General features: G+C 60.3%; 23 protein-coding genes and 2 pseudogenes. 14 read left to right on the top strand and 11 right to left on the bottom strand.

Features of this window, described 5'->3' with window-relative positions:
• Window positions 1-996: 996 nt before the first annotated feature.
• From BFP96_RS27725 to BFP96_RS31910, 3 genes and pseudogenes are all read left to right on the top strand, one after another.
• A complete protein-coding gene (locus BFP96_RS27725) occupies window positions 997-2,316 on the top strand; it encodes a Na+/H+ antiporter family protein (protein WP_163001645.1) in 1,320 nt (439 codons plus the stop codon).
• A 177-nt stretch (window positions 2,317-2,493) separates the two neighbouring features.
• Window positions 2,494-3,315, top strand: a pseudogene (locus BFP96_RS31915) (cache domain-containing protein); the annotation flags it as partial.
• 36 nt (window positions 3,316-3,351) lie between these two features.
• The gene (locus BFP96_RS31910; RefSeq protein ID WP_370671692.1) at window positions 3,352-4,173 is read left to right on the top strand and encodes a methyl-accepting chemotaxis protein; all 822 of its coding nucleotides are present in this window, start codon (window positions 3,352-3,354) and stop codon (window positions 4,171-4,173) included.
• Between the two features lie 68 nt (window positions 4,174-4,241).
• Here BFP96_RS31910 and flgE read toward each other — a convergent pair whose 3' ends face one another.
• The gene (gene flgE / locus BFP96_RS27715; RefSeq protein ID WP_065937403.1) at window positions 4,242-5,552 is read right to left on the bottom strand and encodes a flagellar hook protein FlgE; all 1,311 of its coding nucleotides are present in this window, start codon (window positions 5,550-5,552) and stop codon (window positions 4,242-4,244) included.
• 256 nt (window positions 5,553-5,808) lie between these two features.
• Between flgE and BFP96_RS27710 the strand changes: the two genes are divergently transcribed.
• Window positions 5,809-6,876 (top strand): AI-2E family transporter, encoded by a 1,068-nt coding sequence (locus tag BFP96_RS27710; protein ID WP_065891825.1) that lies wholly within the window; start codon window positions 5,809-5,811, stop codon window positions 6,874-6,876.
• Here BFP96_RS27710 and BFP96_RS27705 read toward each other — a convergent pair.
• The 3 genes from BFP96_RS27705 to BFP96_RS27695 form a co-directional block, all read right to left on the bottom strand.
• The gene (locus tag BFP96_RS27705) at window positions 6,873-7,055 is read right to left on the bottom strand and encodes a hypothetical protein (protein ID WP_065884060.1); all 183 of its coding nucleotides are present in this window, start codon (window positions 7,053-7,055) and stop codon (window positions 6,873-6,875) included. The two genes, BFP96_RS27710 and BFP96_RS27705, sit on opposite strands and share 4 nt — an antisense overlap.
• 91 nt (window positions 7,056-7,146) lie before the next feature.
• On the bottom strand, window positions 7,147-7,341 hold the full coding sequence (locus tag BFP96_RS27700; protein WP_057726255.1) for a hypothetical protein: 195 nt from the start codon (window positions 7,339-7,341) through the stop codon (window positions 7,147-7,149).
• Window positions 7,342-7,574: 233 nt separating this feature from the next.
• Window positions 7,575-7,928, bottom strand: coding sequence for a hypothetical protein (locus tag BFP96_RS27695; protein ID WP_065884089.1), 354 nt, complete (start codon window positions 7,926-7,928; stop codon window positions 7,575-7,577).
• Window positions 7,929-8,093: 165 nt separating this feature from the next.
• Here BFP96_RS27695 and BFP96_RS27690 point away from each other — a divergent pair, with 165 nt between their 5' ends.
• Entirely contained in the window at window positions 8,094-8,912 is an 819-nt protein-coding gene (locus tag BFP96_RS27690) for a shikimate 5-dehydrogenase (RefSeq protein ID WP_065937402.1), read from the top strand.
• A 169-nt stretch (window positions 8,913-9,081) separates the two neighbouring features.
• On the opposite strand, the gene BFP96_RS27685 is transcribed toward BFP96_RS27690, so the two are convergent.
• Window positions 9,082-9,732: a YceH family protein gene (locus BFP96_RS27685; RefSeq protein WP_065937401.1), complete on the bottom strand. Its 651-nt coding sequence runs from the start codon at window positions 9,730-9,732 to the stop codon at window positions 9,082-9,084.
• Window positions 9,733-9,847: 115 nt separating this feature from the next.
• Between BFP96_RS27685 and BFP96_RS27680 the strand changes: the two genes are divergently transcribed.
• The gene (locus BFP96_RS27680; protein WP_057726249.1) at window positions 9,848-10,357 is read left to right on the top strand and encodes a DUF1993 domain-containing protein; all 510 of its coding nucleotides are present in this window, start codon (window positions 9,848-9,850) and stop codon (window positions 10,355-10,357) included.
• Between the two features lie 85 nt (window positions 10,358-10,442).
• Here the strand turns inward: BFP96_RS27680 and sstT are convergent, their stop codons facing one another.
• Both sstT and nhaR read right to left on the bottom strand, forming a co-directional pair.
• Window positions 10,443-11,663, bottom strand: a complete 1,221-nt coding sequence (gene sstT / locus BFP96_RS27675) for a serine/threonine transporter SstT (RefSeq protein WP_065932879.1) — start codon at window positions 11,661-11,663, stop codon at window positions 10,443-10,445.
• A 159-nt stretch (window positions 11,664-11,822) separates the two neighbouring features.
• Window positions 11,823-12,725: a transcriptional activator NhaR gene (gene nhaR, locus BFP96_RS27670; RefSeq protein ID WP_065937400.1), complete on the bottom strand. Its 903-nt coding sequence runs from the start codon at window positions 12,723-12,725 to the stop codon at window positions 11,823-11,825.
• Window positions 12,726-12,859: 134 nt separating this feature from the next.
• Between nhaR and BFP96_RS27665 the strand changes: the two genes are divergently transcribed.
• From BFP96_RS27665 to BFP96_RS31530, 5 genes and pseudogenes are all read left to right on the top strand, one after another.
• On the top strand, window positions 12,860-13,111 hold the full coding sequence (locus BFP96_RS27665; protein ID WP_065891830.1) for a hypothetical protein: 252 nt from the start codon (window positions 12,860-12,862) through the stop codon (window positions 13,109-13,111).
• Window positions 13,112-13,139: 28 nt separating this feature from the next.
• Window positions 13,140-13,889: a TerC family protein gene (locus tag BFP96_RS27660; RefSeq protein WP_065884069.1), complete on the top strand. Its 750-nt coding sequence runs from the start codon at window positions 13,140-13,142 to the stop codon at window positions 13,887-13,889.
• Window positions 13,890-13,982: 93 nt separating this feature from the next.
• A complete protein-coding gene (selD, locus tag BFP96_RS27655; RefSeq protein WP_065891831.1) occupies window positions 13,983-15,017 on the top strand; it encodes a selenide, water dikinase SelD in 1,035 nt (344 codons plus the stop codon).
• Entirely contained in the window at window positions 15,017-16,120 is a 1,104-nt protein-coding gene (mnmH, locus tag BFP96_RS27650; RefSeq protein ID WP_065896552.1) for a tRNA 2-selenouridine(34) synthase MnmH, read from the top strand. Before selD ends, mnmH begins: the two co-directional genes overlap by 1 nt.
• A 53-nt stretch (window positions 16,121-16,173) precedes the next feature.
• Window positions 16,174-16,329, top strand: a pseudogene (locus BFP96_RS31530) (hypothetical protein); the annotation flags it as partial.
• 171 nt (window positions 16,330-16,500) lie between these two features.
• Here the strand turns inward: BFP96_RS31530 and BFP96_RS27645 are convergent.
• Window positions 16,501-17,556, bottom strand: coding sequence for a permease (locus BFP96_RS27645; RefSeq protein WP_065884073.1), 1,056 nt, complete (start codon window positions 17,554-17,556; stop codon window positions 16,501-16,503).
• A 58-nt stretch (window positions 17,557-17,614) separates the two neighbouring features.
• Complete coding sequence (locus BFP96_RS27640) at window positions 17,615-18,316, bottom strand: histidine phosphatase family protein (protein ID WP_065884075.1); 702 nt, start codon at window positions 18,314-18,316, stop codon at window positions 17,615-17,617.
• A gap of 249 nt (window positions 18,317-18,565) precedes the next feature.
• Between BFP96_RS27640 and BFP96_RS27635 the strand changes: the two genes are divergently transcribed.
• The 3 genes from BFP96_RS27635 to hemB all read left to right on the top strand — a co-directional run bounded on the left by BFP96_RS27635 (window position 18,566) and on the right by hemB (window position 21,188).
• Window positions 18,566-19,264: a glutathione S-transferase N-terminal domain-containing protein gene (locus BFP96_RS27635; protein ID WP_065891833.1), complete on the top strand. Its 699-nt coding sequence runs from the start codon at window positions 18,566-18,568 to the stop codon at window positions 19,262-19,264.
• Window positions 19,265-19,266: 2 nt separating this feature from the next.
• On the top strand, window positions 19,267-20,097 hold the full coding sequence (locus tag BFP96_RS27630; RefSeq protein ID WP_065891834.1) for a PhzF family phenazine biosynthesis protein: 831 nt from the start codon (window positions 19,267-19,269) through the stop codon (window positions 20,095-20,097).
• Between the two features lie 116 nt (window positions 20,098-20,213).
• Entirely contained in the window at window positions 20,214-21,188 is a 975-nt protein-coding gene (hemB, locus tag BFP96_RS27625; protein WP_016977356.1) for a porphobilinogen synthase, read from the top strand.
• 46 nt (window positions 21,189-21,234) lie between these two features.
• Here hemB and BFP96_RS27620 read toward each other — a convergent pair whose 3' ends face one another.
• Complete coding sequence (locus BFP96_RS27620; protein ID WP_065891835.1) at window positions 21,235-21,621, bottom strand: hypothetical protein; 387 nt, start codon at window positions 21,619-21,621, stop codon at window positions 21,235-21,237.
• Window positions 21,618-22,326 (bottom strand): RHS repeat-associated core domain-containing protein (locus BFP96_RS31525; protein WP_305885267.1); only part of this gene is annotated, 709 nt, incomplete at its 5' end. The genes BFP96_RS27620 and BFP96_RS31525, both read right to left, overlap by 4 nt.

The following is a 22,326-nucleotide window of genomic DNA, read 5'->3' as shown; positions in this document are numbered from 1 at the left end:
GCCTGTTGGCTCACGGCCTGCAAGCTGTTGAGATTGATGTCCACCGACAACGAGGCAATGACTTTGCCGTTGACCATCAGCGGGAAGACGATGCTGGTCATCAGCACGTTCTGCCCGTCGATCACATAAAAGTAAGGTTCGATCACGCAGGGCTTGAGGGTGGTGCGCGGGCAGGTGAACCAGGCGTTGGCTTTTTCGCCGCTGGGGCCGATGGACGTGTCGGTCATGTCGCTTTCGGGCAGCGCCATGGAGGTGATTTTGCCGGGCGTCGGCTGCGACCAGTACAGGGCGAAGCGGCCTTTGTCGTTACTGCCCAGCTCCGCCTGGTTGGCGAACAGCTCATCCTTGCCATCCAGCGCATTGGCTTCAAATACCAGGGACAAACCCAGCAGGTCGGGGTTGGCCTGCAGCGCGGCGCGGACCTGACGAGTCAGGTCTTCGCGGGTGTCGAAGGCATCCAGGAAGCGTTTTTCCGCCTGTTCGCGCAAAAACAGCACCTGGCGGGAAAACCCATGGCCGTACTGGTAGGCATCCATGAACTGCTGGCGAATGCCCAGCGCCTGCACTTCACCTTGCGCCTCGATACGCGCCTGGGCGGCTTCATCGAGCATCTGCATGCTGGACGCCTTGACCTGCTCGGAACTCTGCGCCATTCGGTACAGCGACAGACCCACCAGCAGGGTCACGATCCCCAGCAGGCACAGGCCCGCGAGCAGGGTAATTTTCCATTGAATGGAGAGCTGCCTGAGCGACATCGGGACATCCTTACATGAATACACATAGAGACACCGTTATCGGCTGCGCGCGTTTTTTCTTTATTCAAACAGTCAATTTAAACCTGCCCAGGGTCACAGCTTTTTGACATGGCCGGCCGGCTGCTGCAAAGTGCGGGCCCTCTAATAAGACCTCTTTGAGCCCGTACGCCGGCAGCGCCTTCAATGGCCGCTGCGGCGCGGGCATGCCTGTCTTTTATGTTTCTGTCTTGAGGTAACCATGATTAACGCTGTTATCGCCGCGGTCGGCACCATGCTGGTGCTCAGCCTGTCCCGTGTGCATGTGGTCATCGCCATTATTGTGGGCGCCCTGGTGGGCGGCTTGACCGGAGGGCTGGGGATCGACGCCACGCTCAAGGCGTTTAACAGCGGTTTGGGCGGCGGTGCGACGGTGGCTTTGTCCTACGCCTTGCTCGGCGCTTTCGCGGTGGCGATTGCCAAGTCCGGCCTGGCACATGCCTTGGCGGACAAAGCGCTGCTGCTGGTCGATCGCCAGGAAGCCAGCGGCGGCAACCACGTCAAATGGCTGCTGATCGGCCTGCTCGGGGCGGTGGCGATCGCTTCACAGAACATCCTGCCCATCCACATCGCGTTCATCCCGCTGCTGGTGCCGCCGTTGTTATATGTGCTGACCAAGCTGCAACTGGATCGCCGCCTGATCGCTTGCGTCATGACGTTCGGCTTGATCACGCCGTACATGTTCCTGCCGGTGGGCTTCGGCAATATCTTCCTCAACCAGATCCTGCTGGCCAACGTGGCCAAGAGCGGTGTGGACATCAGCCAGGTCAACGTGACCCATGCCATGAGCCTGCCTGCGCTGGGCATGGTGGTCGGGCTGCTGGTGGCGGTGTTTATCAGCTATCGCCGAAAACGCGTGTACGACCTGGAAAAAATCGAGCGTGTCGAGCAGGTGGCGGTGCAGTACAACCCATTGACCCTGCTGGTGGCCGGCCTGGCGATTGCCTCGGCGTTCATCATTCAACTGTGGCTGGACTCGATGATCATCGGCGCGTTGGCCGGGTTCCTGATTTTCTCGGTGTCGGGCATCGTGCGCTGGCGCGAGACCGATGACCTGTTCACCGAAGGCATGAAGATGATGGCGATGATCGGCTTCATCATGATCGCCTCGTCGGGCTTTGCCGAAGTGCTCAAGGCCACCGGTGATGTGCGCTCCCTGGTGGAAACCTCGGCGGCGTTCATCGGCCATAGCCGTGGAGTCGGGGCGTTGTTGATGCTGCTGGTGGGGCTGTTGGTGACCATGGGCATCGGTTCGTCGTTTTCCACGGTGCCGATCCTGGCCGCGATTTTCGTACCGTTGTGTGTGCAACTGGGCTTCAGCCCGGTGGCGATCGTGTGTATCGTCGGCACCGCCGGCGCGTTGGGCGACGCCGGTTCACCGGCCTCCGATTCCACACTCGGCCCGACCTCCGGCCTGAATATCGACGGCCAGCACCATCATATCTGGGACACCGTGGTGCCGACTTTCCTGCACTACAACCTGCCGCTGCTGGCGTTTGGCTGGCTGGCGGCGATGACGCTCTGACATCAGCTCCCTCACCTCACTGTAGGAGCGAGCTTGCTCGCGAAAAACGCCCAGATAACGCGTTCATCCAGAATGCACGCGTTATCGTTGACGACCTTCGCGAGTAAGCTCGCTCCTACAGAAATGACGCATTTGGCCGCTAACCTCTCAAGTCGCCCCTAATAAGAGAGAAAAGCCATGCGTCTGAGCCTCAAGGCCAAAGTCCTGTCCCTTGCCGTCGTGCCGGTGTTGCTGTTCGCCCTGGTCATCAGCCTGACCACCGTGTGGATGCTGCAGGGCCAGGCGCGCAACGAGGTGGATGAAACCCGCCAGCGCCTGCTCAACGATGCCAAGGCTACCCTGCAGGGTTATGTCGAAGTGGCCATGACCACCATCAAACCGCTCTACGACGCCGCTGCCCCCGGCGATACGGCGGCGCGGGCGCAGGTGGTCAAGTTGCTGTCCAACACCGGCTATGGCAAGGACGGCTACTTCTTCGGCTACGATTCCGAGACCATCCGCCTGTTCAAGGGCAACAGCCCGGACGGCGTGGGCAAGAGCTTCAAGGATAACCGCGACCCCAACGGCGTCTACGTCAACCGCGACCTGGTCAAAGTCGGCAAGGATGGCACCCACTACCTGCAATACAGCTCGACCCAGCCCGGCCAGACCGAGTTGGTGCCCAAGCTCGGTTACACCGAATACCTGCCCAAGTGGGACATGGTCATCGGCACCTCGGTCAACCTGGATGGCATCGAAGCCCAGGTCGCAGTGGTCGAGGCCAAGGTCCACGCGCGCATGGAGGGCGTGCTGTTGAGCATTCTCGGTTTGGCCGCCGTGGTGTTGCTGGTGATCGCCGCTGTCGGCCTGCTGGTGGCCAACACCATTCTGCGCCCACTGAGCCTGATGAAGGCCAACCTCGACGATATCGCCGCCGGCGAAGGTGACTTGACACGCCGCCTGGCCATTACCAGCCAGGACGAACTCGGCGACCTGGCCGGCGCGTTCAACCGCTTTGTCGACAAGATTCACGGCCTGGTCCGCCAGATCACCGAAATGACCGCGCAACTCACCGGCCTGGTGAGCCAGGTGTCCGAGCAAGCCCAGCGCTCGGAAACCGCCATGGAGCGTCAGCGTCACGAAACCGACCAGGTCGCCACCGCGATCAATCAGATGTCGTCCGCCGCCCATGAAGTGGCGCGCAGTGCCCAGGGCGCCGCCGTTGCCGCGCAGCAGACCGATGCCGAGGGCCAGGCCGCCAAGCGCGTCGTGGACGGCAGCATCGCGCAGATTCATGCGCTGGTGAGCGATATCCGCAGCAGCGGGGTGTCCCTCGACAGCCTGCAGCAGGATGTGTCGTCGATTGTCAGCGTACTCAGTGTGATCCGCTCGATTGCCGAACAAACCAACCTGCTCGCGCTGAACGCGGCGATTGAAGCTGCGCGTGCCGGGGAGGCCGGGCGCGGCTTTGCCGTGGTCGCTGATGAAGTGCGCGCCCTGGCCAGCCGCACCCAGACCAGCACCCAGGAAATCCAGGGCATGATCGACCGCCTGCAAAAAGGCACCGAAGCCGCCGTGGACGCCATGCGCCGCTCCAGCGATGCCGGTGACGGCACCTCGGCCCAGGCCAACCAGGCCGGAGCATCGCTGGACACCATGGCGCAGTTGATCGGCACCATCAACGCCATGAACGCGCAGATCGCCAGCGCCGCCGAAGAGCAAACCGCCGTGGCCGAGGAAATCAACCGCAGCGTGCACCAGATTGCGGGGGCGGTGGACAGCGTGGCCGATGAAACCCGACTCGGCGCCCAGACGTCCCGCAGCCTGGCGGATTTGGGTCAACGCCTGGGGCAGTTGGTCGGTCAGTTCAGGATCTGATCACTCCAGGCTTGGCTCCACCGCTTTTTTACGCGGCAATGCGTGAGAGGTTCACAGGCTGTACGGCATCAGCTCATCTGAATCAATGTCTTGAGGATGGTGCTTTCGGTCGAGATGGTTTTTGCGTTCGCCTGATAGTTGCTCTGGGCCTTGATCAGGTCGACCAACTCGTTGGTCAGGTTGACGTTGGAGTTTTCCAGGGCGTTGGCCTTGATCGAACCCAGCGTACCGGTTTGCGGGGCGTCGTAACCGGGTTGGCCCGAAGCGAAGGTCTCTCGCCAGGTCGTGCTGCCGCCAGGCTGCAGGCCTTGTTCGTTGTTGAAGCTCGCCAGCGATATCTGGCCCACAGCCTTGCTCTGCTGGTTACTGAACGTGGCGAACAGTACCCCGTTGCCGTCGATTTTAAGGCCGGTGATCTGGCCGGTGGCATAGCCGTCGGTGAACGGCGGGTTGCGATAAGTGGCCGAATTGTATTGGGTGGTGTTGGCGATGTTGATGGCGATCCCGGTCGGATTGGCAGTCGCGCCGTTTGCTTTCCACACACCTCCCGTCACAGTGCCAGGGACCCAGCCGGTAATGGTCAGGATTTTATCGGATACGCCTGCGGTTACCACGCTGGTGAGCCTGCCTGCACCGTCAAAGGTCAATGTCGACGGCACCGGTGGGGTCGATGGCGTGCCGGTTGGCGCCGAACCATCAGGGTTGCGACCGTCAATCAAGGTGTAGGCGTTCCACTTGTTGCCGTCGGTTTTCACCAGGTACTGCACCATCGGGTGCGCGTTGCCCTGGGCGTCGTACAACGTCGTGCTGTATTGAGTGGTAAAGGTGCTGGTGTCGGTCGGGTTGAATGGCTTGGCCGCCTGGTCGATCACCCGTTCCGAGGCGTTCAGGTTACTGGTGGAGTCCACCTTGGTGGAGGCCTTCGGCGGCAGGTTCGACAGGTTCAGTTGCAGGTCGGTCAGGCCACGCTTGATAATCTTGCCATCGGCATCCGCCGCGTAGCCTTGCAGGCGCGAGGTGCCCGTGTTGTTGGTGATGTAGCCGTCTTTGTCGGCACGGAAGGCACCGCTGCGGGTGTAGGCCAGCGAACCGTCGCTGCCTTTCTGGACGAAGAAACCACTGCCCTGAATCGCCATGTCGAGGATGCCGCCGCTGCCGTTGACGTCGCCTTGAGTGAACTGCTGAGACACGGTCGCCAGGTTCACCCCGTTGCCGATGCTGTTCTGGCCGGTACCCAGTTTGGAGGCGGCATAGATGTCGGCGAATTCCGCACGGGAGGACTTGAAGCCTGTGGTCGCGACGTTGGCGATGTTATTGCCCGTCACGTCCATCTGCTTGTTGGCGGCGTGCAGACCGCTAAGGCCAGTATTGAAAGACATATCAACTCCTTGGGGTGCCGTTGCTGTTCAAGGCGGGGAAGGGCTGAGTGTGTACAACGCGCATGGATGTTTGTGGGAGGTTGTGTGGAGAGAGGGTGGAGGCCTGGATTTATTTACCCGGTGCGACGTCAGAGGACGCGCATCAGCACGATTGATCTGCGTCTACCCTTGCAACAAAGATGGCACTCGCAGCGCTGGCAGCGGACTAAGCAGCAGGGCGCACATGCGCGCTCTGCTTTTCTGACATGGATCGGACATGAATCAAACCAATCTGCAATTCAAAACCTTGTTGTTACTGCTGGCCCTGGTCACGGTCGCCTTTATCTGGATATTGCTGCCGTTCTACGGCGCGGTGTTCTGGGCGGTGATCCTCGGCATCATCTTTGCGCCCATGCAGCGCCGCCTGCAGCAGCGCTTTGGCTGGAACCGCAACCTGACGTCCCTGACCACCTTGCTGGTGTGCCTGGTGATCGCGATTTTGCCGGTGATCATTACCAGCGCCTTGCTGGTGCAAGAGGGCGCCACGCTCTATAAAAACGTCGAAAGCGGCAAGTTGGATGTGGCCGGTTATATCGAGCAGTTCAAGCATTTCCTGCCGCCGTATTTCCAGCACCTGCTGGACCGTTTCGGCATGGGCAACCTGGAAGGTCTGCGCGAGAAGGTGGTCAAGGGCGCGATGCAGGGCAGCCAGTTCTTCGCCTCCCAGGCATTCAGCTTCGGCCAGGGCACGTTCGATTTCCTGGTGAGCTTCTTCATCATGCTGTACCTGCTGTTTTTCCTGCTGCGCGACGGCCCGGAGCTGGTACGCAAGGTGCGCACGGCGGTGCCGCTGGCCGAGCCGCAAAAGCGTCGCCTGCAACTCAAGTTCAACCGGGTGGTGCGGGCTACGGTCAAGGGCAACGTGCTGGTGGCTGTCACCCAGGGTGCGCTGGGGGGCTTGATCTTCTGGTTTCTGGATATTCCCAGCGCGTTGCTCTGGGCGGTATTGATGGCGTTTCTGTCCCTGCTGCCTGCGGTGGGCGCCGGGATTGTCTGGGGACCGGTGGCCGCGTACTTCCTGTTGAGCGGTTCGATCTGGCAGGGCGTTGTGCTGGCCTTGTTCGGCGTGTTCGTGATCGGCCTGGTGGACAATGTGCTGCGCCCGATCCTGGTGGGCAAGGACACCAAGATGCCGGATTACCTGATCCTGATCTCGACCCTGGGCGGGCTGTCGGTGTTTGGCCTCAATGGTTTCGTGATCGGGCCGCTGGTCGCGGCGCTGTTCATATCCTGCTGGGCGTTGTTTGTCGAAACCAAGCCACGCGTCAAGCTGCCGCTGCCCTAGGCTTCAAGCCTGTAGCCGGCTGCCAGCTGGCGTTGCATCTGGGCGTCGGATAATGAGGTGAGCGGGCCGCTGATGGGCTCGCCATCGCTTACCACGTACCAGCAGGCGAGCAGGCCGCGCTTGCGAAGAGGGGCGGGAACGGCGCTGCCGATGACGGACATGATCTGAACAGTGGGCATAAGTACCTCCAAACGTTATGGAGGTCACCTTACGGTGCGCCGGCGCCGAGGAAAAATCACCTGGCTCGATAGTCGACATCAATGCCAGGCGTCAGTCCACCACCTGATCGAGCATGTGCACCACTTCCTGTTCGCTGAGCAAGCCTTTGCGCACCAGGCTTTCGGCCAGCAATGCCAGGAACTTTGCGCTGCGGTGGCCTTCCAGGTGCTTGAGTTCGGTCAAGGCGCTGTAGACCTTGCTGGACGTGCAGAGGCCAGCGGTGCGGTGCGGATTTTGCGTGGGCATGGTCCATCGTCCTTAATTGTTATTGAGTGGACAGAATCAATACTGAGACGGCTTGGTGACACAAACATGACAGCGTTTGTATGAGTCGATCAAGAGGCGATCCCAACCTGATGATGTGGGATCGGCGCTCAAGCATTGTCCTCACAACGACCTTGGCAGCATAAATCCAGACTTTGCCGCAAAAAAAGGCCCCGCGTGTGGGCGAGGCCTGTGGCGTGTGCACCGATCGGCGGTTACCAGCCGTGGCGATAGTAGCCGTGGGGCGGGCCATAGTAGCCATAACCCCGTGGCGGGCCGTAATAGACGGGCGCCGGGCGGTAATAGACCTGTTGCTGCACGTACACCGGTGGTGGCGGCGCGTAGTAGACCGGCGGCGGAGCGGCATACACCGGCTGCGGCTGCACGTACACCGGTTGTTGCTGTACATAGACCTCACGAGGCTGGCTGGCAACCACGGAACCAACGACAGCCGCACCGACAATCGCACCCAACACGGCCGGGCCGCCCCACCCACCACCGTGAGCGGAAGCTTGGCCTGCCATAGCGAGTGCGCCAATAAGCAAAGCAATCCTGGGGACTTTACGCATCATGATCTTTCCTCGGTTAGCCCCTGCGCTTGTGGTCTGCAATCAATAGACTCAAGGATTGTCGCGGGGATACTTTTAAGACAACGTATTTCTAAAAAACAGCACAGCCAATAGGTAAAGGTTGTGTAAGGTCTGTACCGATTTGCTTACCTCAAGGAGTTACCCATGCAGATGCACCCCAACAAGGACACCCGGCTGTGCATGTCACTGTCGGCACGTCCCGGAAATTTTGGCCTGCGTTTCCATAACCATCTGTATGAGCAGTTGGGCCTGAATTTCTACTATAAAGCCTTCAGCAGCCAGGACTTGCCTGGCGCGATCGGCGGCATACGGGCCCTGGGCATTCGTGGCTGTGGCGTGTCCATGCCGTTCAAGGAAGCTGCCATCGCTTTAGTGGACGAACTTGACGATTCGGTTCAAGCCATCGATTCGCTGAACACCATCGTCAACACCGATGGCCGTCTCAAGGCCTACAACACCGATTACATGGCCGTCGAGCAGCTGCTGAAAAAGCACCAGGTGCCGAAAGATTCGAGCTTCGCCCTGCGCGGCAGCGGCGGCATGGCCAAGGCCGTAGCCAGTGCCTTACGCGATGGCGGTTACGCCAAGGGTGTGATCGTGGCGCGCAACGAAGCGGCGGGCAGGGCCCTGTCGCAGAACCTGGGGTACGCATGGCAGGCTGAGTTGGGCGAGTTACGCCCGCAACTGCTGGTGAATGTGACACCGATCGGCATGAGCGGCGGGGCGGAAGCGGATCAGCTGGCATTTGCGGCCGAGGCCGTGGACAACGCCGAGACGGTGTTCGATGTCGTCGCGATCCCTGCTGAAACACCGTTGATCGTGCGTGCGCGTGCCAAGGGCAAGCGGGTGATTACCGGGCTTGAAGTGATTGCGATCCAGGCGCTGGAGCAGTTTGTGCTGTATACCGGCGTGCGCCCTACGCAGGAGCAGTTCCAGGCGGCGGTGGCCTTCGCCCGGAGCTGACGCCTTGTAGGAGCGAGCTTGCTCGCGAAAAACGTCAACGATAACGCGTGTTTTCTGAATGAACGCGATGCCAGTGAGTTTTTCGCGAGCAAGAGCTAGGCGTCCCCATCGCTCCTACAGACGGTGGTGTGCGCTTAACTGACTGGCATTAGCGCAAGATTGAATCTCGTCAGGCCTGTTCCAACTGTGTCAGGCGTTCTTCCAGGGCGGCAATTCGCGCCTCCAGCTCTTCAATGCGCTCGGCGCCGACGGCCCCGCCGCCACGCTCCACCGGGTTCCCGCGTGCGGCAATAATCGCTTCGATATCCGCCGGGTCGCCCAGCGCATGGGTATACCGATCCTCGCGCTGCCCCGCCTGGCGCGGCACCAACACAGCCAAGCCGCGGGCAATCAGGCGTTCCAACTGATGCACCACTTGCTCGGCGTCTTCAAAGTCATGCATGCGCCCGCTGCGCGTCAGCAACTCGTTGACGGTCTGCGGCCCGCGCAGGAACAACAGCCCGATCAGGATGACCTGCGCCGGTACCAGTTCCAGCGCCTTGTCGACGCGGTGTTCCCAGCGGTCGGCGCGGCTGCCCATGACCAGCCGGGTAAAACCCTGGCCTTCCAGTACGCGCAAGCTTTGGCCAACCTGGCCCTGGCTGAGGTTGGTCACCGGTTCGCGGCTGGTCTTCTGGTTACAGGCCAGCACCAGGGCGTTAAGGGTCAGGGGGTAGGTTTCCGGGTTGGTTGCCTGCTTCTCGATCAGGCAGCCCAGGACGCGGATTTCCGTGCTGTTCAGGCGCGGCTCAGAAGTGTCGGTGTCGTGCTCGGCGGTCATCGCGCGTTCCCTATGCAGTGAATCCACTAGCCTAAGCCGGAAAAAATAAAAGACAAGCGGCAGGCATGGCTATAATCGTCGCTGGTTCCAACCCTGCCATTACCGTGAGACTGACATGACTATTTCCCTGTATGCCGCTTCCATCCCAGTCTTCAAGCAAATGCTCAACGCCCTGAGCGATGTGCTGAACAAGGCCGAAGCCCACGCCAGCGCCAAAAACATCGAGCCGAACGCCTTGCTGCAGGCGCGCCTGTTCCCGGACATGTTCCAACTGGTGCGCCAGGTACAGATTGCTGTCGACTTCGCCAAAGGTGTCAGTGCACGCCTGGCCGAGATTGAAGTGCCCAAGTACGAAGACAGCGAAGTCACCTTCGCCGACCTGCAAGCGTTGATCGCCAAAGTGCTGGCCTTTGTCGACACCATCAAGCCTGAGCAAATCGACGGCAAGGAAGGCATCGAGATCGTCACTCGCCCGGGCACCCCGAAAGAGAAGCGCTTCAGCGGCCAGTCCTACCTGCTGACCTACGGCCTGCCGCAGTTCTTCTTCCACGTCACCACCGCTTACGCCTTGTTGCGTCACAACGGCGTGGAAGTGGGCAAGCGTGACTACATGGGCGCTTTCTAAGCCTGTGACATGATCGTTCCCACGCTCTGCGTGGGAATGCCGCCCTGGACGCTCCGCGTCCGGCTCGTTGCGCAATGGCTGGTGTTCAAGCCGGCTGTGCATCCTTGTCCAAACACGCCGCTGCGGTGAACAACACATCGGTGGACGAGTTGAGCGCGGTTTCCGCCGAATCCTGCAATACGCCGATGATGAAGCCGACAGCCACCACCTGCATGGCAATCTCACTCGGAATGCCGAACAGACTGCACGCCAGCGGAATCAGCAGCAGCGAGCCGCCGGCCACGCCCGAAGCCCCGCAGGCACAGATGGCCGCGACCACGCTGAGCAGTACGGCGGTGGGCAGGTCCACGGCGATGCCCAGCGTATGCACGGCTGCCAGCGTCAGTACAGTGATGGTGATTGCCGCACCGGCCATGTTGATCGTGGCACCCAGGGGGATCGACACCGAATACGTGTCTTCATGCAGGCCCAGGCGTTTGCTCAACGCCAGGTTCACCGGAATATTCGCCGCCGAGCTGCGGGTAAAGAACGCGGTGATACCGCTTTCGCGCAGGCACAGCAGCACCAGGGGGTAAGGGTTGCGACGCAGTTTCCAGAATACGATGGCCGGGTTGATCACCAGCGCCACAAACAGCATGCAGCCGATCAATACCACCAGCAGATGGGCATAGCCGAGCAGGGCGCCGAAGCCGGAGGTGGCCAGGGTCGAGGCGACCAGGCCGAAGATCCCCAGCGGGGCGAAGCGGATCACCATCCGTACGATCAGCGTTACGCCATTGGACAGGTCGTCGAGCACGGTGCGGGTGGTGTCGCCTGCATGGCGAATGGCAATGCCCATGCCGATGGCCCAGGCCAGGATGCCAATGAAGTTGGCATTCATCAGCGCGCTGACCGGGTTATCCACCACGCTGAGCAGCAGGCTTTGCAGCACCTCGCCGATACCGCCGGGGGCGCTGACGGTGGCGTCATGGGTAGCCAGGACCAGGGAAGACGGGAACATCATGCTGGCAACCACCGCGACCACCGCAGCGGCAAAGGTACCCAGCAAATACAGGAACAGGATCGGTCGGATATGGGTTTGCTGGCCGTGTTTATGATTGGCGATGGACGCCATCACCAGCACGAACACCAGGATCGGCGCGACGGCCTTCAGGGCCGCGACGAACACTTTGCCGATAAAGCCGGTGGCCTTGGCGGCCTCTGGCAGCAACAGGGCCAGCAGAATGCCGGCGATCAGGCCGATGATGATTTGGGTGACCAGGCTGACGCGCATTAAACGTTGCAGCAGAGAAGGGGCAGCAGTCATAAACGGTTGTCTCTAGTTTTTTTAGTGGGCACAGCATTGCAGGGAGAAAGTACTGTAGGAAGCAGGCGCAAAGTCTAGCATGCTGTAGGACGAGTCCCGTTTGCTGCGTCATTGCGTCACCGCCACCGTCGGATTTGCCAAATCGCGCCCACAGTGTGCTCAGGGCAGGGCGGTAAACAGTTCGCGTCGGGCGCCTTCGGTAATCGCCACGATGCCCGGGTGCTTGACCTTGCGCTCCACCGAGATGGCGTAAAACGATTCGGTCACCGCGTCGGTCTGGCCGATCAGTGCCACGCCGTACTGGCGCACCACCTCATCGGCGATCACGCTGGGGGCGATAAAAATGCCGCTGCCGGATTGCCCGAATGCCTGCATCAAGGCGCTGTCGTCGAACTCGCCGATGATCCTGGGCTGAATCTGCTGATCGGCGAACCAGCGCTGCAAACGGCTGCGCACCACGGTCTCCGCGCCGGGGATCAACAACGGTGCGCCGTGCAAACACGCCGGGAACGCGCCGCCATGTTGCTCGGCCAACGCGTGGGTGGCAAAAAAGCTGATGCCGCATTCCCCCAGCTTCTGGCTGTAGCCCTTGATGTCCAGGTGAGTAGGCATCGGGCTGTCGGAAATCACCAGGTCCAGGCGCTGGATCGCCAGGTCGGCCAATAACCGTTCGAGTTTGTCTTCACGGCACGTGATGCGGATCGGTTCGCTCAGCTCCATGGTGGGCGCGATCAGGCGGTACACGATGGACTTGGGCACCACGTCCGCCACCCCGACGCGAAACACGATCTGCTGCTCATTGGGCTGCGCGCGCAGCATCGCCTCCAATTCATTGCCGGTCTGGAACATCTGCTCGGCGTAGGGCAGGGCCTGGCGCCCGGTTTCGGTCAGCTCCAGCTGGCGCCCTACGCGCTGAAACAGGGCGATGCCAAAGGTCTGTTCCAACAGGCTGATCTGCCCGCTGATGGTTTGGGGCGTAAGGTTCAGTTGTTCGCAGGCGCGCACAATGCTGCCCGTCTTCGCCACCACCCAAAAGTAATGCAACTGTCGATAATTGAGCATCACCGTCTACACTTCGTAAAAACCGAAGTATACATGAGAAAAATACGAATTTTTCTGAACTGTTCATCTGCATAGAATGCCTCGCTATCGCGGGGCCACTATTTGGCCCCAGGGGTTCTAACGAGGAATACATCATGAAACTCAATTCCCTGGGCGCGGCGTCGCTGCTTGCGCTTTCATTGGTGATGATCAGCGGTTGTGATCAGGTCGAGAAAAGCGCGCAGCAGGTGCTGGGCAAGGCCACCGAGTCGGCCAAGCAAGCCATCGATGACACCCAGAAGGCCGCCGAACAGGCATTGAGTGAAGCGACCCAAGGCTTGATCAGTCCGCAGAAAAAGGACGACCCGGCAGAAAAAGACGCTGAATCGAACACCCAAGAAACCTAATTTCCCAGCACAACGTCAGGACTGACCTATGGATTATCTTTTACAACTGGCCGCCAGCCCCACCGCGTGGATCGCGCTGGCCACCTTGATCGTCATGGAAATCGTGCTGGGCATCGATAACCTGATCTTCATCTCGATCCTCACCAACAAACTGCCCGAGCAGCATCGGGCCAAGGCGCGGCGCATTGGCATCAGCATGGCGCTGATATTGCGCCTGGGCTTGCTGAGCACCATTGCCTTTATCGTGCAGCTGACGGCGCCGGTGTTCGAAGTGTTCGGCCAGGCCTTTTCGTGGAAGGACATGATCCTGATCGCCGGTGGCCTGTTCCTGGTGTGGAAGGCAACCACCGAGATCCACCACAGCATGGACCCGGCGCCCGAAGAGAAAGCCAGCGTTGGCAATACGGTGGCCATCGGCTTTGCTGCCGCCATCGGACAGATCCTGCTGCTCGACCTGGTGTTCTCCATCGACAGCATCATCACGGCAGTGGGCATGACCGAACACTTGCCGATCATGATCATTGCCGTGGTGACCTCGGTCATCGTGATGCTGGTGGCGGCCGAACCCTTGGCCAAGTTCATCAACGACAACCCGACCGTGGTGATGCTGGCCCTGGGTTTCCTGATCATGATCGGCATGACGCTGATCGCCGAAGGCTTCGGCGCCCATGTGCCAAAAGGCTACGTGTATGCGGCCATGGCGTTCTCGGCGGCGATCGAATGCCTGAACATTGCACGACGTAACCGGCACGCGCGTTTGTTGGCAGCCCGGCAGTAACGCTTGACCTGAAAAGCCGGCCGCGTTCATTAGAGCGCGGTTGGCTTTTGGCTATCTGGTAGAATTTTCCTACACGATAGCTAGAGGTTTCCCATGAGCGAGCAGATTCGACTTACGCAGTACAGCCATGGTGCGGGTTGCGGTTGCAAGATCTCGCCTCAGGTGCTGGAGGTGATTCTGGCCGGCAGTGGCGCACAAAACCTCGATCCCAACCTCTGGGTGGGCAACGCTTCACGCGATGATGCGGCGGTGTACGCCATCGACGACGAACGCGGCGTGGTATCCACCACGGACTTTTTCATGCCGATTGTCGACGATCCCTTCGACTTCGGGCGCATTGCCGCCACCAACGCCATCAGCGACATCTACGCCATGGGCGGCGACCCGTTGATGGCTATTGCCATTCTTGGCTGGCCGGTGAATGTGCTGGCGCCGGAGATCGCCCGCGAAGTGATCCGCGGTGGCCGTGCGGTGTGCGACGCTGCGGGCATTCCGCTGGCGGGTGGGCATTCCATTGACGCGCCGGAACCGATCTTCGGCCTGGCCGTGACCGGCATCGTGCAAAAACGCCATATGAAGCGCAACGACACCGCCACCGCAGGGTGCAAGCTGTACCTGACCAAACCCTTGGGCATCGGCATCCTCACCACCGCCGAAAAGAAGGGCAAATTGCGCGAGGCCGACATCGGCCTGGCCCGCGACTGGATGTGCACCCTCAACAAACCCGGTAGCCGCTTCGGCAAGCTGGCCGGGGTGACTGCGATGACCGATGTCACCGGTTTCGGCCTGTTGGGCCATCTGGTGGAAATGGCCGACGGCAGCGGCCTCACGGCCCGCATCGAATATGCAAAAGTCCCACGCTTGCCAGGCGTCGAATACTACCTGGACCAGGGCTGCGTACCCGGTGGCACCTTGCGCAACTTCGACAGCTACGCCAGCAAGGTCGGGCGCGTGCAGGAACTGCACAAGCGCGTGCTGTGCGATCCGCAAACCAGCGGTGGCTTGCTGATCGCCGTCACGCCCGAAGGCGACGCCGAGTTCCACGCGGTGGCCGCTGAACTGGGCCTGGTCCTGGAGTCCATTGGCGAACTGCTTGAGCGACAGACCAACGCGGTAGAGGTGATTTGATGGCGACTGATATCACCGATTACCGCGACATTTTCCTCAACGACCGGCCGATGATGGATACCCGCGCGCCGGTCGAGTTCACCAAGGGCGCGTTCCCCGGCGTGGTCAACCTGCCGCTGATGACCGACGAAGAGCGCCAGCGGGTCGGCACCTGCTACAAGCAGCAAGGCCAGCAAGCTGCAATCGTGCTGGGCCATGAGCTGGTGTCGGGGGCGGTCAAGGCCGTGCGTATCGAGCAATGGGCACAGTTCGCCCAGGCCAATCCACAGGGCTACCTGTACTGCTTTCGCGGCGGGTTGCGCTCGCAGATTGTGCAGCAATGGCTGAAAACCGAAGCGGGTATCGAGTATCCGCGTGTCGGTGGTGGCTACAAGGCGATGCGTACTTTCCTACTGGATACGCTGGACCAGGCGACTGCTCAATGTGATTTTGTGCTGCTCGGCGGCATGACCGGCACCGGCAAGACCGAAGTGCTCGGTCAGTTACGCAACGCCCTGGACCTGGAAGGCCATGCCAACCATCGCGGCTCCAGCTTCGGCAAGCGCGCCACGGCGCAGCCTTCCACTATCGACTTCGAAAACCGCCTCGCGGTGGACGTGCTGAAAAAACGCGCGGCGGGCATCGAACAGTTCGTGGTCGAGGACGAGAGCCGCATGATCGGCAGCTGCGCGCTGCCGCTGCCGTTACACAAAGGTATGCAGGCATTCCCGATGGTGTGGCTCGAAGACAGCGTTGAAGGTCGCGTCGAGCGCATCCTGCGCGATTATGTGGTCGACCTGTGCGCCGAGTTCATTGAGGTATTGGGTGAAAATGGCCAGGCACTGTTTGCCGAACGTCTGACTCAAAGCCTTGCCAATATCCATAAGCGCCTGGGCGGCGAACGCTTTCAGCGGCTGCAGGCGATTTTGCAGGACGCCCTGGCGGAACAGGCACGCAGCGGGGCAGTGGACCTGCACCGCGTGTGGATCGAAGGCTTGTTGCGCGAGTATTACGACCCGATGTACGCGTTTCAGCGTGAAAAGAAAGGCGCGCGGATCGAGTTCGCCGGGGAGCAGGGGGCGGTGGTGGAATACTTGCGTGAGCGTGGTGTTCGGCGCAGTTGATTGGCAGGTTTCAAAGACGCCTTCGCGGGCAAGCCTTAAGGGTTTTTTGTAGGGGCGGCTACCGACAGCGCACCTACGCCAGCAAAGCCTGGCTACTGCCGGTGGCGAGCAAGGTGCAGGCGCGTTCGCAGCTGTATGCGCGGCAATATGCCGGGTGCAAGGATGAGTTGGGTCGAGGGTTCTGGAGCCGGTTCTGGCATTGGTTGTAAAGCACTGCGCTGGATGCATGCAAATCAAAATGTGGGAGGGGGCTTGCCCCCGATGGCGGAGTGTCAGCCACTGATGTTGCGACTGATGTACCGCTATCGGGGGCAAGCCCCCTCCCACAGTAGATGGCGGTACGGCGACGGCCGCGAAAGGGTCGTCAGCCCACTTGAAATCTAAAGAATCACCGCCCCGATCAACCCGCACACCACTCCCATCAGCATGGTCAGCCCGGCCACCGTCACCAGCACCCGCGCATCGAAATCCTTGCGCAGCATCAGCAGCGACGGCAAGCTTATGCTCGGCAGGGTCATCAGCAAGGCGACGGCCGGGCCGGTGCCCATGCCCAGGGTCATCATGGTTTGTACGATGGGAATCTCGGCCGCCGTAGGAATCACGAATAACGTGCCGACTATCGCCAGCGGAACCAGCCACACAAGGCTGTCGGCCATCGCCCCGTCCACATGGGGGAACAGCCAGACCCGTGCCGCGCCGAGGATCAGCACCGCGAGGATATACACCGGGATGGTGCTCCAGAACAGCTGCCACAACGTCCGTAACCAGCGCGTCAGGAAGGGTTCGGACTCAGCAGTGCTGACCTCGGCCACGGCCTCCAGCGCCGCTTCCGGCACTTGGTCCGGGCGCGCAATACGCTGCGCGATCAATGACACACCCACCACCAGCACAATCCCCGCCACCAGCCGCAACGCGGTAAAGCCCCAACCCAGCACAAAGCCCATGAACACCAGCGTGGCCGGGTTCAATACCGGGTTGGCAATCCAGAACGCCAGCGCCGCGCCCACCGACACCTGCTGACGGCGCATGCCTGCCGCCACCGGCGCCGCGCAGCAACTGCACATCATCCCCGGCAAGGCGAACAGCCCGCCACGCAGGGTCGAGCCCAGTCCGGCCCGGCCAAACAGGCGCAGCAGCCAGTCGCGCGGGATCAGCACTTGCAGCAGCGAACCGAGGATCACCGCCAGCACGGCGGCTTTCCAGATCGCCAGGAAATACACCTGGGCATAGGCCAGCGCCGCCGCGAGGGGCGAGCTTTGCTGGTCATTGAGAATCGAGGCACCGATGCTGTGGTTGTCGGCCGCGACAAAGGCCTTGAGGTAGTAGGGCGACCATTTCACGTAGTAGAGGCCGACGCAGGCCACCAGGAGAAACAGCGCAGGTTTGCACCAGAACGACCAGCCCCGGTTGGGCTGGGCAGAAGGGAGGTTGGACATGAAGATGTTCCGCCGATGAGTCAATAGCGCAGCATCATACGCGCCTGACGCTCAACCTTCAGATATCTGCGCTGACTTGGGTCGGATCCGGGCAGGTTTGCACACCATTATCGAGTCCCTGCTTGTAGTTGCGACTGAGCAGCGAGGCCTTGCCGTTGTGCCAGGTGAGTGTCAGCACATACAGCGAGTCATAGTCGTTACCGGACCAGTCTTCGGTGATGGTGTGCTTTTCGCCTGCCGCTTCACTGGCGACTTTGTTGATCAACTCCGGCAGGTAACCGTGGGACCAGGCGGTGTAGATCGTGGCGTTGTGGTACTTGTCTTCGACCAGTTCATCGGCCAGGGCACTGGTGTCGTTTGCCGAGAACTTGATGTTGACCGGCAGGCCCAGCTTGATTGCGCTGGGACTGATGGTCATCAGCGGGCGAATGTAGCTGTAGGAGTTGTCGTGCTCACCTTCCTCGACATTGCGCGTCGGGTTGGCGGCGAACACGAAATCGGCCTTGCCGAATTTTTCCGGCAAGACACTGGCCAGGTTCATCGCACGGTTCAGGCCCTGGCAATTGAGTTGGCCCAGGCCCCCGGCAGGTTTTTCGCCGTGGCGCAGAAATACCAGGGTTTGCACGCCGTCTACCGGTTGCGCGCGGCTTTCACGGGCATCCAGTGCCGTGACAATACCCGCCGTGACCAGCAGCAGCGGTAACATGATGTATGAATAACGTTTGATGTGTTGCACAAGGCGCAGAGGCTTGATCTTCATTAGGTTCGAGTCTTCTTGCGTCGGGTTAAGGCTGACAGGCCCGGCCCAGTGGCGCGGTGCGCGTCTGAGGGTGTTCCATGTCGGTATAGCCAGGTGCCTCCATTCACCGAACAAGCGCACTTATGAGTGCATTCGGGCATTTTGGTTCGCCCACGGGGATTCTAGTCAGGCAATGTTGCTCAATGATGACGCATGCACGACGCCGAGCAGATGACTATCATGGGGATTTTGAGCTCAGGAACTTCCTCGATGAACGCACTCGCCGCTTTCCCGATCAACAGCAAATGGCCCGCGCAGCACCCGGAGCGCCTGCAACTGTACTCGCTGCCTACGCCCAACGGTGTAAAAGTCTCGATCATGCTCGAAGAGCTGGGCCTGCCTTATGAGGCGCACAAGGTCAGCTTCGACACCCAGGACCAATTATCCCCCGAGTTCCTGTCGCTGAACCCCAATAACAAGATCCCCGCAATCATCGACCCCAATGGCCCCAGCGGGCAGCCGCTGGCGTTGTTCGAGTCCGGCGCGATCCTGATTTACCTGGCGGAAAAGACCAGCCAGTTGCTCGCCGAAGACCCGGCCACTCGCTACGAAACCCTCCAGTGGCTGATGTTCCAGATGGGCGGGATCGGCCCGATGTTCGGCCAGTTGGGGTTCTTCAACAAGTTCGCCGGCAAGGCCTATGAAGACAAGCGCCCGCGCGACCGTTATGCCGCCGAATCGCGACGCTTGCTTCAGGTACTGGAAAAACGCCTGCTGGGCCGCACCTGGATCATGGGTGACGATTACAGCATTGCCGACATCGCCACCTTCCCCTGGATTCGCAACCTGATCGGTTTCTACGAATCGGGCGACCTGGTGGGCATCGCCGATTTCCCTAATGTACTGCGCGCGCTGGACGGTTTTGTCGCACGCCCAGCGGTGATTCGTGGCCTGAATATTCCGAGCTGAGCATGCCGATTTTCGATTTCAAACAACTGGATGTCTTCAGCCGTGTGCCGCTCAAAGGCAACCCAGTTGCCGTGGTGCTCGGGGCCGACAGCCTGACGGACCAGCAGATGGCCGACTTCGCCAAGTGGACGAACCTCAGCGAAACCACGTTTTTGCTGACGCCCCGTGACCCACGAGCCGACTACCGGGTAAGAATTTTCACAACTTTGCAGGAACTGCCGTTTGCCGGGCATCCGACCTTGGGCAGTTGCCATGCGTGGTTGCAGGCAGGCGGTGTTGCGCGTGGGCAAGAGATCATTCAGGAGTGCGAAATCGGCCTGGTACGCATTCGACGCGAAGGCGACGAGCTGGCGTTCATCGCGCCACCGCTGTTGCGTTCCGGCGTTGTCGAGGCATCACTGCTTGAGCGTGTGCGCGTGGGGCTGGGCCTGGCGCCCGGCGCTATTGTGCGCAGCCAGTGGGTGGATAACGGCGCGGGTTGGCTGGCGGTGATGCTGGCTGATCGACAGGCTGTGCTGGCGCTGCGGCCTGACTACTCGCAGTTGCTCGGACTGGCGGTTGGCGTCATCGCGCCCGGCACAGGGGACGACGCACAGTTTGAGGTGCGCGCCTTCATCGCCGGCGACGGTGCTCAGGAAGACCCGGCCACCGGCAGCTTGAACGCCGGGCTTGCCCAATGGCTGCTCGGCGAGGGCCTGGCGCCGGAGCGCTACGTGGTCAGCCAAGGCACCGCCATCGGGCGAGCGGGGCGTATTCGCATCGAGCGCCAGGGCAGTGAAATCTGGGTTGGCGGCGCCGTTGCCGTCTGCATCGAAGGGCATTTACAGCTCTAGATCAATGCAATTGTTACGTGCTGCGCAATACACTGTTGGCCCCTCGGCATTTGTGCCGCCGGGGCTTGGGGCATAAGCTTTGGCCCCAAAGATTTCAGCCACTTTTCAGGAAAGCCATGACCAGCCAGTTCCCCCAAGCCCGCCCCCGTCGCCTGCGCCGCTCTCCGGAGCTGCGTGGCCTGTTCCAGGAAAGCGAATTCACGCTCAACGACCTGGTGCTGCCGATTTTCGTCGAAGAAGAAATCGACGATTTCGTGCCGATCACCAGCATGCCGGGCGTGTTGCGTATTCCTGAGAAAAAGCTGGCCGGCGAGATCGAGCGCTATGCCCGTGCCGGCATCAAGTCTGTGATGACCTTTGGCGTTTCCCACCACCTGGACGCCAGCGGCAGCGATACGTGGAAAGAGCGCGGCCTGGTCTCGCGCATGTCGTCGATCATCAAGGACGCCGTGCCGGAAATGATCGTGATGTCCGACACCTGCTTCTGCGAATACACCGACCATGGCCACTGCGGCGTGATGCACGGCGCCCACGTCGATAATGACGCGACCCTGGTCAACCTCGGCAAACAAGCCGTGGCCGCCGCCCGCGCCGGTGCCGACGTCATCGCGCCCTCGGCGGCGATGGACGGCCAGGTCCAGGCCATCCGCCGCGCCCTGGACGATGCCGGTTTCACCCACATCCCGATCATGGCCTACTCCACCAAATTCGCCTCGGCCCTCTACGGCCCGTTCCGCGAAGCCGGCGGCAGCGCCCTCAAGGGCGACCGCAAAAGCTACCAGATGAACCCGATGAACCGCCGCGAGGCCGTACGCGAATCGCTGCTCGACGAGCAGGAAGGCGCCGATGCGCTGATGGTCAAACCGGCCGGCGCCTACCTCGACATCATCCGCGACATCCGCGAAGCCTCACGCCTGCCGGTGGCGGCGTATCAGGTGAGCGGCGAGTACGCGATGATCAAATTCGGCGCACAGGCCGGGGCGATTGACGAGGATCGCGTAGTGCGCGAGACCCTGGGCTCGATCAAGCGCGCGGGGGCGGATTTGATATTTACGTATTTTGCGATGGATTTGGCGTTGGCGGGGATTTAGGTAGACGCTCATTCTGTGGCGAGCGTGCTCGTCACAGATGCATTTGCTAAGTTTGCACCGATTCAGCCCAGCGCTGGCAGAAATCATGCTGCTCTTGTATATCATTGGTGAGATCGTTTTCTTCATAAGAAAATATATGCACAAGTTCCCCTTCTGGCTGCCCCATTGTCAGTTCGTAAGCAATAAGACCGTTTGACATATGTGAAGACATACCTGACGTGTGGACGTTGATTTTGGCGCCTTTGCAAAGAAACAACGTGTCTTTCATATCAGCTCTTAATAAGCCGAAGCAATCGTATAAGTCCATTGCTGTATAGGTTTTTTGGATCCCGTTGCTTAGCAATAGATAAAGGGTAGATTTACCGCCTTCATATTCGATCACTGCACTGTCACGTATCCCGTCTTTGATAATGGTGATTTCACGTGATTTCATGGGTATTTCCTATGCGGGTTCAAAATTGTATATCCCTTAAAGGTTCCGTCTTCATTAACTGGCGATGCACCTAAAATATCCTTGGTATCTATTCGACCGGGAATTGCGATTTCTAATTCGTTTTTATGTTTTGAGAGCTTCCCGAGCTCTTTGTTTACGTCTATTCCAGGAATTTTCCTCAGTGTGTAAAGGAAACCTTCTTCGAATCCAAAGCTTGAAGCAAATACCAACGCTTGTTTCCTTGAGGATGAAGTGGGGACGAAATTGCTAGGAGGACTGGCATTATTCAACACGTGCAGGAAAAGGTCTGTGCTGTCTCCTCGACTTTCAAATCCATTATTAAAGATTTCGTCTGGTTCTCTTAAGTCACCGCGATACAGATATTCTCGTTTTTTTTCTGAGCTGGGTAGCGGGGGAGCTCCCTCATCTACCTTTACCTGCCCGTGAGATTTTTCTGTATTAAGCTGTGGTTTACATCCGACCGCGCCTGGACATGTACTTAAACCTAGCGGATCCACCCACCCAGTAGGATTGGGCACGTACTGGTACCCATTCATCCCACCCGCCAGCTTCACCGGGTCCGGCGTCAGGTAACGACCGATATTCGGGTGGTAGTAGCGATGGCGGTTGTAGTGCAGGCCGCTTTCCTGGTCGTAGTACTGGCCTTGGAAGCGCAGCGGATTGTCGACTTTGCCGACGTCGAGG

It is taken from the genome of Pseudomonas sp. 34 E 7 (assembly GCF_900005715.1).
In the GTDB taxonomy this organism is placed as follows: domain Bacteria; phylum Pseudomonadota; class Gammaproteobacteria; order Pseudomonadales; family Pseudomonadaceae; genus Aquipseudomonas; species Aquipseudomonas orientalis_A.
This window is presented reverse-complemented; position numbering and strand designations above follow the sequence as displayed.